The sequence below is a fragment of the Flavobacterium cauense R2A-7 genome (assembly GCF_000498475.1).
In the GTDB taxonomy this organism is placed as follows: domain Bacteria; phylum Bacteroidota; class Bacteroidia; order Flavobacteriales; family Flavobacteriaceae; genus Flavobacterium; species Flavobacterium cauense.
On record NZ_AVBI01000026.1, the window covers coordinates 15,095 to 28,706 of the forward strand.

The 13,612-nt window shown below is 31.0% G+C and carries 14 protein-coding genes; 4 read left to right on the forward strand and 10 right to left on the reverse strand.

Going from position 1 to position 13,612, the window contains the following annotated elements; all coding sequences use genetic code 11:
* Positions 1 to 11: 11 nt before the first annotated feature.
* The 9 genes from FCR2A7T_RS14380 to FCR2A7T_RS14420 form a co-directional block, all read right to left on the reverse strand.
* Entirely contained in the window at positions 12 to 890 is an 879-nt protein-coding gene (locus FCR2A7T_RS14380; RefSeq protein ID WP_035118810.1) for a DNA-methyltransferase, read from the reverse strand.
* A complete protein-coding gene (locus tag FCR2A7T_RS14385; RefSeq protein ID WP_023572035.1) occupies positions 883 to 2,868 on the reverse strand; it encodes an AAA family ATPase in 1,986 nt (661 codons plus the stop codon). Before FCR2A7T_RS14385 ends, FCR2A7T_RS14380 begins: the two co-directional genes overlap by 8 nt.
* Positions 2,859 to 3,767 carry a type II restriction endonuclease gene (locus tag FCR2A7T_RS14390; protein WP_035118812.1) on the reverse strand — a complete coding sequence of 303 codons (909 nt, stop codon included), beginning with the start codon at positions 3,765 to 3,767 and terminating at the stop codon, positions 2,859 to 2,861. Before FCR2A7T_RS14390 ends, FCR2A7T_RS14385 begins: the two co-directional genes overlap by 10 nt.
* Before the next feature lies 1 nt (position 3,768).
* On the reverse strand, positions 3,769 to 4,668 hold the full coding sequence (locus FCR2A7T_RS14395) for a DNA adenine methylase (protein WP_199758446.1): 900 nt from the start codon (positions 4,666 to 4,668) through the stop codon (positions 3,769 to 3,771).
* Entirely contained in the window at positions 4,652 to 4,852 is a 201-nt protein-coding gene (locus FCR2A7T_RS14400) for a hypothetical protein (RefSeq protein ID WP_035118814.1), read from the reverse strand. The genes FCR2A7T_RS14395 and FCR2A7T_RS14400 overlap by 17 nt, the downstream gene beginning before the upstream one ends.
* A 377-nt stretch (positions 4,853 to 5,229) precedes the next feature.
* Positions 5,230 to 7,389: a VapE domain-containing protein gene (locus FCR2A7T_RS14405; RefSeq protein WP_023572037.1), complete on the reverse strand. Its 2,160-nt coding sequence runs from the start codon at positions 7,387 to 7,389 to the stop codon at positions 5,230 to 5,232.
* Between the two features lie 97 nt (positions 7,390 to 7,486).
* The gene (locus FCR2A7T_RS14410; protein ID WP_023572038.1) at positions 7,487 to 7,768 is read right to left on the reverse strand and encodes a helix-turn-helix domain-containing protein; all 282 of its coding nucleotides are present in this window, start codon (positions 7,766 to 7,768) and stop codon (positions 7,487 to 7,489) included.
* Positions 7,769 to 7,857: 89 nt separating this feature from the next.
* The gene (locus FCR2A7T_RS14415) at positions 7,858 to 8,760 is read right to left on the reverse strand and encodes a hypothetical protein (protein ID WP_023572039.1); all 903 of its coding nucleotides are present in this window, start codon (positions 8,758 to 8,760) and stop codon (positions 7,858 to 7,860) included.
* Positions 8,761 to 9,092: 332 nt separating this feature from the next.
* Complete coding sequence (locus FCR2A7T_RS14420; RefSeq protein WP_035118819.1) at positions 9,093 to 10,310, reverse strand: site-specific integrase; 1,218 nt, start codon at positions 10,308 to 10,310, stop codon at positions 9,093 to 9,095.
* A gap of 419 nt (positions 10,311 to 10,729) precedes the next feature.
* Between FCR2A7T_RS14420 and FCR2A7T_RS14425 the strand changes: the two genes are divergently transcribed.
* From FCR2A7T_RS14425 to FCR2A7T_RS14440, 4 genes are all read left to right on the forward strand, one after another.
* The gene (locus tag FCR2A7T_RS14425; protein WP_023572043.1) at positions 10,730 to 11,272 is read left to right on the forward strand and encodes a tetratricopeptide repeat protein; all 543 of its coding nucleotides are present in this window, start codon (positions 10,730 to 10,732) and stop codon (positions 11,270 to 11,272) included.
* 220 nt (positions 11,273 to 11,492) lie between these two features.
* On the forward strand, positions 11,493 to 11,894 hold the full coding sequence (locus FCR2A7T_RS14430) for a hypothetical protein (protein ID WP_023572044.1): 402 nt from the start codon (positions 11,493 to 11,495) through the stop codon (positions 11,892 to 11,894).
* Positions 11,895 to 12,101: 207 nt separating this feature from the next.
* Positions 12,102 to 12,677, forward strand: coding sequence for a hypothetical protein (locus FCR2A7T_RS14435; RefSeq protein ID WP_023572045.1), 576 nt, complete (start codon positions 12,102 to 12,104; stop codon positions 12,675 to 12,677).
* 219 nt (positions 12,678 to 12,896) lie between these two features.
* Positions 12,897 to 13,424, forward strand: coding sequence for a hypothetical protein (locus tag FCR2A7T_RS14440; RefSeq protein ID WP_131473139.1), 528 nt, complete (start codon positions 12,897 to 12,899; stop codon positions 13,422 to 13,424).
* Here the strand turns inward: FCR2A7T_RS14440 and FCR2A7T_RS15280 are convergent.
* Positions 13,421 to 13,612, reverse strand: a 192-nt coding sequence (locus tag FCR2A7T_RS15280; protein ID WP_207382681.1) for a hypothetical protein, incomplete at its 5' end; no start/stop codon positions are given. The genes FCR2A7T_RS14440 and FCR2A7T_RS15280 overlap by 4 nt on opposite strands.

Consider the following 13,612-nt stretch of genomic DNA (forward strand, 5'->3'; position numbering starts at 1 on the left):
CACTTCATCAATTACAATTCCAAATCCTTTGAATAAGATTCTTGTGTTTCTTCTTCTAAATACATTTGTAATTGATTTTTAGTTTCAAAACCACTTATTTTTTGTTTGTATTCTAAAGCTATTTTAGGATTTTCAATTTCCAATTTTCTATTTTTACTTATTTCTAGAAACTCTGTTTCCATATCTATACCTAGAAATCTTCTGTTAGCCAAATTAGCTGCTATTCCGGTTGTTGAACTGCCTGCAAATGGATCTAAAATCCATGCCCCTGGTTTAGTTGAGGCCAAAATGATACGCGTTAATACTGATAACGGTTTTTGGGTTGGATGTTTACCACATGATTTTTCCCATTTAGCAATAGCAGGTAATTTCCAAACATCCTTCATTTGTTTGTTTCCGTTTAGTTGCTTCATTAATTCATAATTGTAGTAATGTGGCACCTTTTCTTTTTTACGCGCCCAAATAATCAATTCAGCTGAATGCGTAAAAAATCTGCATGAAAAATTAGGTGGTGGATTGTTCTTTTCCCATGTAATTACATTTAAGATTTTAAAATCTAACTCTTGCAATAATTGTCCTATTGAGAAAATGTTATGATAAGTTCCACTTATCCAGATAGTACCATTATCTTTTAGTTTTTCTCTTACCAATTTTAACCAAGTACGATTAAAATCATTGATAAAATCAAACCCTTCCGATTTGTCCCAAGCTCCTTTATTTACTGAAACAATTTCACCGCTATGAATTGATAAACCATTGTTGGATAAAAAGTAAGGCGGATCTGCAAAAACCATATCAAATTTATGTTCAAATTGAGGCAAAAGCTCTTTGCAATCACCTTTTAAAAGGTAAAAGTTTTTGTCTTCGGATTTGAAATATGGTTTAAGCATTTGTTTTAGGTAATTCGTAATTAATTATTTCTGCTATTTTTTCAAAAAGAGGAATAAAATGTTTAAAATCTTCTTTTGTAAAATTTTTAGATTTTTCAGCAAAGTTCATTTTTTTCGAATCACTTATGAATTTAATTACACTATTACCACCAGGAGCTACTTCCTCTAAAAAAAACTCTTTTAAATTATTAACATCAAAAAACATATGTTCAATAGATAATAGTGATTTTTCATTAAAAGTTTCATTTCCTTTTATTACAACTTGCTTTATTATTTTTTCAATTTTAGGTACAGGTAATAACAAAGCAAATCCTAAAAAATCATTATGCTTTTTTTCAAAAGGAATATAAGGATTAGCTATGTTTTTTGTATAATTATTTTTATTTCCCCACAGACCATTCCATTGAGCATAAGCAATATCAAAGTCAAACAAAGCTATTTGAGGAAATAAACTATTCTTTGCAAATGTTTTAGGGTTTTCAAAAGTGTTTTTTAATTGAGTACAACTAAATCCATTTATTAAATGAAATGGTAAAGTTTCTAATGAATATAGTTTTTTAAATGCATTCTCAATAATTATCATATCAGAGGGACCTTCTGTATATAATAAAGGTTTATTAATGTTTTTAATCTCTTCTAATTGTAAATGAAGCTTATCTTTTTCAAATTTAGCATCATTTAATTCTTTTATTACATTATACTGAACAACATCGATGTCTTTTAGGTGATTCTCTAGATAATTACTAAGTGGAATTGGATTAATTTCTTTTTTATTATTAATGAATAATACTTTTTCAAATTGCGAAATCAAATTTGAATTATGTGTAATAATAAATATTTGAGTGTTTTTATCTTTTGATTCATTTTCTAAATGATTGAATAACTCAGACTGTAAGTTTGAATGTAGATGTGAATCTGGTTCATCAAGCAACAATAAATTGCACTTTGTTGCTGCTTTATCTATTGTTTGATTATTATATTCAAGAACACTTAAAATATTCAATACATTTATTGTACCACTACCAAGTTGTGATATTTCAATATTATCTTCGTGATTTTTAATTGCTAATGTTGAAAACTTAGTTGGATCTAAATAACTTTTGAAATCAAATTTTTGATGTAAAATTTTATTTAAACCTTTTTCAACTTTTTCTAAAGATTTTTTCTTAACATTTTGATTAGATATAATTTTATCCAGTAGCACATTTTCAATGTAAGGTCTAATTACATTTGAATAATTACTTTTAAAATTTGACTCATCAATTAAGTTTGTTAATTTATTTTTTAGTTCAGAGATTTTGGCTTTTTTTGTATCTCTTCTATAGTTTAGTTCACACCATGAATGTAGAATATTACGGAGAACTAAATGTGAATTACCTAATATTAAATTCTCAGTTATATATTCATTTTTTTCAGACAATAAAATTTCTTTGTTAGGTAAATTAAATTTTGGAGGTATATAAGCTAACCTAATTCTATTTCTAAAAGTATCATTGTTTGCAATGCCCATTACTTCAAAAAGGTCATTAGACATTTTTAATAAATCCTTTTCAGATATTTTATCTGTACCAGAAATATCAAAGCCTAATTTACAGTTAAGGGAATCTCTACTGGTTCTTTTAAAACTTATTGAAATATTTGCATCACTAATATTATTTGAAAAACACAATTCAATAACAAAAGGCTTATCTTTTTTACAGAAAACATCATTAATATCTTGTATTCTTAGAAAAGAAAGATCTTTTAATTCTAATGCTTTGTATGAATATCTTTTATAAAAACCAATATTGTCTTCTAACTTTCTTGTTCTTGCTGTATAAAATTGTTGAATTGATAATTGCCATAATCTTAAAGCTTCAAAAAGGGTTGATTTACCACTATTGTTTTCACCAATTATAAGATTGAAATTAGGATCAAAACTAATTTTACTATCTTCAAAACATTTAAAGTTTCTAATATTAATTTCTTTTATAAACATTTCAGAATATGGATAAGCTTATTATTTTTTAACATCTCTAAATTCAACAAATAATCAGCTTTATCAAAATATTCTCTCAACGGTTTTATTGCTGTTTTCCAACCTGCTCCATCTGTCACCCAAATAAAAGTGATGTTTTGAGCATTCCAATATTCATTCATTTTTACGTACTCAGTGGCTGTTGATTTTAGTTTTGATCCACCACCGCCATAGAAGTTACATTCAATAAAATACAATTCCCCATTTTTATTGATAGCAAAATCTAAATTACGGGATGATTTATCTACTTGGATTTCAATACCCCATTGACTTTTTATTTTTTTAGCATTGGCTTGGCTCATGTATTGTAAACCTAACTCATCACAAGTTTTTTTTACAAATGTTTCTACGATGCTTTCCATCATGGTTCCACCACGATTTTTTCTACCGTTACTGTCTAAACCAACTTCTACCCCCGTAACATAATCAACTAGATTTTTAACTTTTTTATCTTTTACTAAATCACCTAAACCAGATTTTATGAAAAATGTTGCTAAATCTTGACAATCTTCATTTGATAATTGTCGGCTTTTAAAATCGTAATCCTTGTATAAAAATTCTGTTACATCGGTAAGCATAGAAACTTGAGTATCTCTATAGGCAATTAAAAAAGGGAATGCCTTGATTACCTGAGGATATTCTTTAATTAATTCAAAAACTTCTTGTTCAATGTTTTCTTTACCAATCAAAACATTTAAAAGATTTAATTCTTTTTCTATGGGCTTGATGTTTTTGTAAACCTTTTCCCAGTTCACAAAGTAATCCCAAAGTAATATTCCTTTATCTTTAAATGAGGTTGTTATTTGCTCAAAAAGTAAATCTTCATTTTCTATATTGAGTAATTGGCAAAGTTTATTCATTTTAGTAGTTGGTAATTAATAGTTCGGTTAATTTTCCTCTTTTCTCAGCATTAGCATTGATACTTCTTCTTGCAAAAACTCTGTTAATATTGAAATCTTCATAGATATCATCAAAGAAATTATCTTCTAAATCTTTGCCTTTTACATCGGAATTACTTAAAATCCAATTGTGTCCTAAGTTATTCAAGGTTTTGCAAAAATCTCTTAAACGAATTTGTTCATTATCATCAAATTCATCCTTGGCATAAGAATTAAAACTAGAGGTTTTATTTAATGGTTTGTATGGTGGATCGAAATAAAACAATGCTGGTTTTTCAGCATGTGAAAGTGTTTGTTGATAATCTCCTGTAAGAATTTCTACTTTTTGAAGTGCTTCGCTAACGGCTAATAAATTATCCGCATCGCAAATCATAGGTTTTTTATAACTTCCTATTGGAACATTAAACGCATTGCTTTTATTTACTCTGAACAATCCGTTGAAACAAGTTCTATTTAAGAAGATAAATAATGCAGCTTGTGTTTCTTTATCTGTTGAACGTGTATTGAATAATGTTCTTTTAGCTGTATAATATTCTCTTTTGAGTTCAGTATCAGTATCAATGTTGTGATATTCTGTTTGGAATTCTTTCAATAAAGATATAAGCTCATTTGGTTTTGAAGCAATAACTCTATAGGTGTTTGTTAAGTCTGAATTGATATCATTGATAACTGCCTTTTCTATTTTCGGAAAGTTATTTAACATCCAAAATAAAATGGCACCACTGCCAACAAATGGTTCAATATAAGTGAATTTATTAGCAATAAATTTCTTTGGCAATACATTTTCTATATCTCCTATCAATTGTGTTTTACCACCAGCCCACTTTAAAAAAGGTTTTGCATTTTTATTTTCCATTTGCATTCTCTACCAGTTTTTCTGAATATGTTGTTATCATTAGATTATTCTTCTTTGCATATAAAATTGCTTCGTCTTCTGTTTCAAAGAAGATATCCAACATACTGAATGTTTCAATATTTATAAGGTGATATATTTGAAAATCACCTTTGCCGACTTTGCGGATGAAATATACATTTTGATTAGACATAGCATTTGATTTTAAGTGAAGGTATAATCAACAAATATAGTTAAAAAGCAATCAAAAGCAAAAGAGTAAAAACAAATTTAGGGCAAGTAGGGTAACCAAATTCAGAGTAAAAGATATTTTATATTTTCTTAAAATATAAATCGGATTTATATGGCCGTTTGAGTGCAAAGAGGAACGAATACTTTATTAATTTGCGTTGATATTATCTTATGTTTCCCAATTGTTTGAGAAGAAAAAAAACGAAAAATGTTTTTTGTGTTTTTTGGTTACCCTGCCTGCCTTGTAAAAATAATGTAAAATAAAGTAACACAAAGAAGAAAATACAAAAAAAGTGGAAACACTAGTTTTCCACTATAAAATTGATGATTTTTTGTTCTTTATTCTTCAAGTAATTTATTACTGTTATCTACGTCTTCCCAAGTGTTTTCTATTAATGCATAAACTGCGATTCCGTTTTTTTTAAGTCTAATGAAATTATGTTTTTTGAGTGCTTTTCCTAACTTATTTATAGTGCCATCAGTTATATTTATTTTAGCTTTTTCGGCTAGTTTTGCAGCTATTTGAGAAGCATTGAGAAAGATATTTGCCTTTTCCTTTTCGCAAGGCGAAAACCACGTTAACAATAGTTCTTCTTCTGGGCTGTGTAATTGGTATTGTTCATTGTTTTCGGTGATGTTTTTGATTTCTTCTTGGTCGAACCAATGTCTGAATCCAGATTTAAATAAATACAAGGCTTGGGATAATACATTGTCAATATTGATTTCGTGTTGGTATTGGATGTTTTCCACTTCAAAACAAAGGAATCGTCTGCTACCTGTACTGTCGTTTAAGAATTGCGCTGTGTTGACACTTCCGGCAAATGATGCGCGTCTTGGCATGGTTTCGTTATTGTGTCCATAGGCTTTTCTCATTCTGATTTGTGTTTTTGTGATGATTTCTTTTAAACTTCCAATTTCGGAACGGTTTAGGTTTTCTAATTCGTCCAGGTTGATTAACATACATTCTGAAAGCTGCACTAAAGTGTCTTTGTTGTTCGGGTTTATGGTTCCAGAGAACAAATACTCTTTTAATTTTCTAGGTACTAGTTTTTCTACCCAAGTGGTTTTTCCTAATCCTTGTTTTCCACTAAATACAATTACCGTGTGATTGATAACTTTGTCATCTAGAACACAACCCACCATTGCCACTATCCATTTTTTAAAACACTCTTGCCAAAGTTCTTGTTTTGTGGTGGTTATCGTATTTGCCAATTCTAAAATATAGTCTGTTTTTTCATCATACGATGGCAGATTGTAAAAGTAATCTTCGAACGGATTGTATAATTCACAGAAATCGGAATACAATAGGTTTCTCAATGAAGAAAGGTTTGTTTTGATTCTTCCTTTTAAACATTCGCGAAGCATTGAGTTTTCTATAAAGTCATTCATTACATGCCATTTCTTTTTGCCGAAATACTGAAACTCTAACTTTCCAGAAACCATGTTGTGCCGAAATACATATCTTGTTGAAAGGAATAGTTCTAATCGGTCGATTTGAGTTGGTTTTGGTTTGTCTTCGTCGTCTTCGTCATAGTAGTCGCCTCTCGACTCCGCTCGAGGTGACAGGTTTTGATTGTCTGATTTTTTTGTGTTGTTTTTATTGTTTTTGTTTGTTTCAAAGTTTTCATCTTTACCAAATTCGTGAATGTTTCCGTAGGCGCTGTGAACGGTTTGTGTTACTTCTTTTTCATCATAGCCAAAGTCTGTTAGTATGAAGCTTAGTGCTTCGTTTAATGAAATGCCTTTTCGGTTTAGGTTGCACGCGAGTTGGTGTACGAATACGTTTCGGCTACCTGTCGCGTATTGCACTTTTTTTTCGGTGAAACGAACGCAGTGGTTGTAGATGGCTTCGCTGTTAGTCGCAGTCGCAGTCGCAGTTGGCAGTTTAGATGCTGAAACGAGTTCAGCATGACAAGATTGATTTGAATTATTATTATTCAAATACATCTCGACTTCGCTCGATGTGACAAATGTCTTTGCAGCTTCGTTTTGATAAAGGTTATCATCGAATGAGTAGAAACATAGTCGGGTTATGTCTTTTCCGGATTTGTCTATTTCATGGTTTAATAGGGTTTCATAGTGTTTTTGGATGGCTAAAAAGGTTTCTTTGTGGTCTTCTTTTGTAGTGTTTACTTTTACTAAAATCTTTAATCCATTGCCTGATGGACTTATGAAACTTGCATAGGTGTATTCAGATTGGTTGGCTTTATGTTTTGCGTTTTGTAAATCGGTTTGACTTAATTTATCGATGTCTAGGATTATGAAATTGGAGTATGCTTCCAGAAATTCCATTTTTCTTCCACCCACAAATTTTCCTGAAGGTGTGAATGCAGGCAATGATTTTTTGGCTTTTTCATAGGCTTCTAGTTTGTTTTCGGCTAATGATTTACGCAAATAGGTTATCCCTGGTCGGTACTTTCCTGTTTTGATTTCGTGCAGGATTTCGGGAATTGTTTTGTGTTCTATTACTTCGTTGAAGTTTTTGAAGATTGTTACCATATTGATAGTGTTCAGTGGTCAGTTATTAGTGTTCAGTTTTGTTTCGTCTAAAAGTTTGCATTCGCAAACTTCACAGGTTCCGTTGCACTGTTTCATACTATTTTCCTTTGAATGATTTGTTGTAGTGTTCTTGTAGTAGTTTTTCAACATCAGAAAGTTTGTAGTAGATTTTACTTCCTACTTGACTGAATGAGATTTTGCCTTCATCTCTCCAGGTTTGTGCTGTGCGTTTTGAGACTTTCATCAGCATAATGAATTCTTGATTGTCTAAGAAGGTTTCTTTCTTTGGGTCTGGCTTGGCGTTTAGTTGGCTTTGAATTGCGTCTAATTTTGCCATTAAGTCGTTGTACTGGTCTTTTGTTAAAATAATTGCTTCCATTTTCGTAGTTTTTAAAAGTTTATGGAGCAAAATTGTGAAGTAAAAAAAAGTCCCTTAGTCCCAATCGGGTCCCAAGGGACTATTATTTTTTAGAGTAAGTTATCGAGGTCTATTCGTTTGTGGGTCTTTGGTCGTTTATCGCCTCTTGATGGTTTGAGGATGGTTTCGACTGTTTGGGGACTTATTTCGTTGTTGTCTTTGTCGATAAAGTTATTGACGATCATATTTACTATGTCACCATTGGAAGCATCTATAAAAGATTTTCCATCAACAAATAGTTCGCGACTTAGTTGGTAGAATATATCTACTAATTGGTTTAGATTTCCGTTGAATTTTAGCTTTTTAGTTATTAGTTTTTTCTCTAGTTCTAGTTCTTTTTCCTTCTCAATTTCGGAACGCATTTTGCGAAGCGTTTGTAATTTTTCGATGAATTGAACGCATTGCTGGTCATAAGCTTGCAGCTTGTTGTTGATTGAAATGATGTCGGCTTGTTTGTATTCGAAAATTTCTTCGTTTAAAAACAAGATTTGATCATTGAACGATTCCATTTTTTCAACCTGATGTTTGATTTCAAAAAATGAAAAATAACGATCTTCCGATTCGGCATTGATTAACCTTTTCGGAGTTATTTGTTTGGTTTCTTTTACGCTCGAAGATTGCAGCTCTGTTCGTTTTTTCTCGATGATGTTGTACAATTTATTGAATCTACTCAATGCCTTTTGGCTAAAGAATAGTTCTTCATTGTTGGCTAATAATTTTTCGAATTTGTTTAACCAGGTGTTTCCGTCTTGGGCAAGTTGGAGTTGGTAGTTAATGAATTCAGGTAGTTGGGATTGTGGGATTGTAAATACTTTTTCTAGTAAAGCAATACAATAGTTTTCCAGTGTGGGTTCCTGGTCGTGCGTAATGTCAAAAATAGAAGCTGCACTTTGTGCTGTGTCGATGGTTCTCCATTCTGAGAATAATGATTTTTTGATGTTTTGCCCTTTCAAGTTCACGTTTTTTGCCGGTGTTAAATTTGTTCATTATTTGTTATTTGGTTACACTTTTTCCAATGTCACTACTTGAAATGGTATAGTTGCTTGAAGTTCAGGTTTACTTCAAGTAAATTTCAATATGATTTTGGAAGTTTTTTACTATTTGGGATGCCTAAAATTAGAACAAATTCAGTACCTGTTTGCGTTGTTTTTCGTACAAGTTTTTAACAAAATTGCGAAGGCTTGTATTTGCTAGGGTTTTGGATTTCGAAAGTAAAAAAGAGTAAAATTTACCTTCGAAAAAGAAAACGAGAGTAGTTTTTTATAAAAATTACTCTCGTTCTGTTTTAGTAGATGTAGTTGTCAACCGCTTTGTCTAATTCTTCTGAAATGATTTTAGCATATACCTGGGTTGTGCTAATATCGCGGTGGTCCATTAGTTTTGAAACGTGCTCTATTCGCATTCCGTTGTTTAAAGCATTTGTTGCAAAAGTGTGGCGGCTTATGTGAAATGTTACTTTTACTGGAATTTCTAATTTCTTTGCTATGCGCTGTAATTGAAAATTAGCTGCTTTATTGGCACTTTCTATAAAAGTATAACGGTATTCATCATTCTTTAAATACAGCTCTTTATTTGTGATTACAGGGAATATAAAGTCGTCTTGTTCTGCATCTTCCTTTTTGTATTTGTTGATGATGTCCAATGCTAACTGACCTATTTTAAACTGATGCATTCTTCCTGTTTTGCGAATTACTTTTTGTATTCTTCTTTCTTCTTCATTGAAGTGTTTTACTTGAAATTCTAATACATCACTGAATCGTAATCCTCCAGCGAAAATTGAACAGATAAACATATCGCGATATACACTCGCTTTTGATTTTTCATCTAGTTTATAATTGATAATCGCTTCGAATTGCTCTTTCTTTAAAAACTGTCTTCTGCTTGGGTCTTTCTTTAATTTCAACTTACTAAACGGATACATGTACTCAGGAATTAAATCTTCTTTGATGGCTTCTTTGAACATAATTGCCAAAATCATAATGGAATATCGTTGTGTTGTATTTCCGTTTTTTAGTTCGTTGCTTAGATAACTCATGTAATCCATCAACAATGAAACTGTAATGTCGTCAAAATAAACTTCCTTGGTTCCTACCCATTTTTCGAACTTATCTAAATAGGCATGGTAATTTTTATAAGTTGAAATGGAAACGTTGTTTTTGATTCGTTCACAATGTTTTCGTGAGTACTCGAAGAAATTTGGTACTTCTTTTCCTTTTATGGCTTCCTTTAGTTTTTTAATGGAAACGGTTTTTACTTTACGTTCCATGTCGGCAATTTGTCCTTCAGCATCGGCAATTTTTTGAGCAAGTGCAGCATTCATTCGCGCGCTATTAGGATAGCTTTTCTTAACTCTCTGCTTTGCTTCATCCCAATCACTTTCTTTAAGCTTGAGTCCGGCAGTGATAAATTTCGTTTTTCTATCTTTTATAATTCTAATGTACAAAGGGCTTTTACCTGTTTGATCTTTCTGGTTGGTGCGTAGTATTAATTTAATAGATGCCATAATTATAGAATATTAGAAATGTTGTACTATATTTGTAAAGCGGTGCAAACGAGTGAAAGTATTGATTTTACTAGTGTTTCATTCTAGTGCAACGGAGTACTAAGGTACAACAATTGGTACAACAAATCAAGTATTTTGATGCTTTTTTATGCTTAAATTTGCTTTAGTATTTTTTATAAAGTCAATAAATACAGTACTTTAAGTGCAAAAGGGTACTTGCAGAATTATTATAGAGATAACAGCGGTTTTATGCTATAGCGGGGCTTGGGATTTTTCGGATTGGTCAGTGCTTGCTTTTCTTCTTTAAAAAGAAGTTTTTTCTTTCCACTTTTAGGTATATTTGTAAACATCAGTAATAAAAAATCCGCTACAGCATAAAGCCGGCGGGACGTTACCGGCAATATTTCCAAACGCAAGCGATGAAAAAAATACTCATAATATTAACTACATTCATTCCTTTATTATCATTTTCTCAAAACGATAATGATAAAATTATTTATGAACGTGCAAAGACTCTTCAATTTGTTCATTATGAAACCGATTTAATGCAAATGATGCTTAGTGGTGATACAATTGAAGCAAATATTGCGAATAAAATATTCGATCAATTTCAAAAGTTAGCTATTAATGAATATGATAAAATTATTCAGGAGTTTCCAAAATCCGAACTATTACTTGATGCACTTTACAACAAAGCTGAAGCGCAATATAACTTAGGATTAAATAAAGAAGCAAAAGCAACTTTTGAGAAAGTTATATTAAATAATCCACAGAAAGGAAAGTCCTTAATTTATTTAGCTTTTATTGCCTTAGAAGAAAAAAAATATTCTGATGCGTTGAAATATATTGAACAAAGAAAGAAACTAACCCCAAAGTTTTTTTGTGGAAATGAATATCAAACTGAAGAAAACCAAATGAAATATATTGAAGAAAAATGTAAAATTGGCTTGTCTAAAAATTAATACTGCCGGTAACAGCGGTTTTGTGCAAGTGGGGTTTCAGTGTATAATGGAACGAGCTGGCTCAAAAAGTCTTTGTTTTTTTTTGAAAATTTTCTTCCAAACTTTTCGGTATATTTGTAAGCAACGGTAACAAAAATCCCCACCTGCACAAAGCCGGCGGGACGTTAACTGCAAGTGCTCCCAAGATTGCGCAAAAAAAACACACAACAATTAATTCACTATGAATATTTTCCAACGAATCTACAAACTACTAGGAGTTGAAACTGATAAAACAGAAGTCTTTAAACTTATAGAAAATGCAAGAACGGAATACTTAATAGTTTTAAATAATATTGAATCTAATCTTACGGCTGGAGAACTATATGGTCAAGCTAATGTAATCAAAAGCATTGCTGAGAATTTATTAAATAACGACTATCTAAAATTTATTGAGGAAATAAATAGTATAAATATGTGGGGAGGTTCTGGTGCTGTTTGGGAAGTTTATTTTCACAACGAAGATTCACAACGAAGATTTCATTTTGATATGCTTGAGCTAATAAAACTTATGGAGAAAACAAAAATACTAGGAAATGGAATTAAACCGTTAAGAAAATTATTTAAAAAAGAACTTTCAAAATAAGTTATTGCACCAGCAGTTAACAGCGGTTTTATGAAATGGCTAAGTTCAGTCTTAATCGGTAATGGTCAGTGAATATTTTTCTTTCTCCGAAAGAGGCTTTTTTCTTTCAGTCTTTTCGGTATATTTGTAAGCATCAGTAATAAAAATCCGCCACTTCATAAAGCCGGCGGGACGTTAGCCACAATTTAGACATAACTACATGAATGCATGAACATTAACAAGAAACACTACATTTCAATTACACTTCTTTTTTTGGCTTTTATAATTATTAAAATGCAATTTCATTTTGGTGATTATTGTTATGGTATAGGTCATGGTTTATTATTTATTTTATTGAGCGTTTTATACTTAGTAACATTTATAATTTCAATTAGCATTTCTATTTACAGTTATTTCAAAAACAAACAAGCAATTAATTTTATCCCTCTAATAATTACAATCGTAACCATATTAGTTCTCACTTTGGCATTTAATTTCGAATGGCTTGACAGTCCAAAAAAGTTTACCGCAGGAAATGAATTTATGGGAAGTACTTTGTCAATAAAGGAAAACAATTCCTTTTTAATCAAAATACAGGGACACCACATGTCGTGTTATTATAAAGGAGATTATAAAATAAATAAAGATACTTTAGAATTGCTTAGAAAAGATATCGGTACACAAACTGATAATATTTTTTTCAATAAATATTTAATCAAAGGAAAGAACCTATCTCCTATCGAAGGAAATTTAATTGTAAATGATTCTGCCAGAAGTTTGATTATTGATAAAATTTACGAATAATAAACTGCGGCTAACAGCGGTTTTGAGCAAGTGGGGTTTTGGTGCATATCGGGAAGAACCAGTGTTTGCACTTTCTTCTCCGAAGTGAGGTTTTTTCTTTCAATCTTTTAGGTATATTTGTAAACATCAGTAATAAAAATCCCCACCTGCTCAAAGCCGGCGGGACGTTAGCGGTAATTTTGCAAACGAATCGGAGAATTCAATAACTTAATGCAACAAATGAAAAAATCACAATTACTAGGATTAAGCTTCAAAATACTACCATATATATTCTATGGAGTTTTAACTTATAGCGTATTTCTTAAATTCGAAGTTAAAGAACAAATTGTGAATTATTTTATTGCATTGTTATCCATCGCTTTATTGTTGGTGGCCATTGGAAAGAAATCGTTTTTTACTAATTTTATTTTGATCTTTTTTTTTGGACTCATCTTAATTACATCCTTAGGGAATTTTATTATCGATCTAATATTTCAACCAACAATTCCTGCTTTAGATTGTGACGGTGCTTTACCAATGAATGGTAATTGGATTAGAGGTAGTTTTTTGGGAATAATATTGTGTTGCATAGTCATTCCATTCTATATTAAAAATCCAATAAAAAAAAATTTAACAGAACAAATTTTATCTGGAATTTGCCTTTTATTGCTGTTACTAACTTTTTGTATTCCGAATACTTTCAAAGAAATTCACACTAAAATAACTTTAACTAGTAAACCAACAATTATATATCCAGAAGATTGTTAATTAATAAAAACTACCGCTAACAGTGGTTTTATGAAATGGCGGGGCTTGGTGATTTTTTGGAAAAGTTTGTGCTCGCACTTCTTGCTTAAAAATTCACTTTTTTGGTTCATTCTTTTCGGTATATTTGTAATGTTCCGTGAGAGAGAAACCACCACTTCATAAAGCCACGGGACGTTATCTGCAATAAC

Bases quoted from the DNA above. Each gene is read 5' to 3' on its own strand.
- FCR2A7T_RS14410 (WP_023572038.1), bottom strand. From the start codon at position 7,768: ATGGAAGCAATTATTTTAACAAAAGACCAGTACAACGACTTAATGGCA.
- FCR2A7T_RS14395 (WP_199758446.1), bottom strand. From the start codon at position 4,668: ATGCAAATGGAAAATAAAAATGCAAAACCTTTTTTAAAGTGGGCTGGT.
- FCR2A7T_RS14400 (WP_035118814.1), bottom strand. From the start codon at position 4,852: ATGTCTAATCAAAATGTATATTTCATCCGCAAAGTCGGCAAAGGTGAT.
- FCR2A7T_RS14425 (WP_023572043.1), top strand. From the start codon at position 10,730: ATGAAAAAAATACTCATAATATTAACTACATTCATTCCTTTATTATCA.
- FCR2A7T_RS14405 (WP_023572037.1), bottom strand. From the start codon at position 7,389: ATGGTAACAATCTTCAAAAACTTCAACGAAGTAATAGAACACAAAACA.
- FCR2A7T_RS14435 (WP_023572045.1), top strand. From the start codon at position 12,102: ATGAACATTAACAAGAAACACTACATTTCAATTACACTTCTTTTTTTG.
- FCR2A7T_RS14430 (WP_023572044.1), top strand. From the start codon at position 11,493: ATGAATATTTTCCAACGAATCTACAAACTACTAGGAGTTGAAACTGAT.
- FCR2A7T_RS14390 (WP_035118812.1), bottom strand. From the start codon at position 3,767: ATGAATAAACTTTGCCAATTACTCAATATAGAAAATGAAGATTTACTT.
- FCR2A7T_RS14380 (WP_035118810.1), bottom strand. From the start codon at position 890: ATGCTTAAACCATATTTCAAATCCGAAGACAAAAACTTTTACCTTTTA.
- FCR2A7T_RS14440 (WP_131473139.1), top strand. From the start codon at position 12,897: ATGAAAAAATCACAATTACTAGGATTAAGCTTCAAAATACTACCATAT.
- FCR2A7T_RS14385 (WP_023572035.1), bottom strand. From the start codon at position 2,868: ATGTTTATAAAAGAAATTAATATTAGAAACTTTAAATGTTTTGAAGAT.
- FCR2A7T_RS14420 (WP_035118819.1), bottom strand. From the start codon at position 10,310: ATGGCATCTATTAAATTAATACTACGCACCAACCAGAAAGATCAAACA.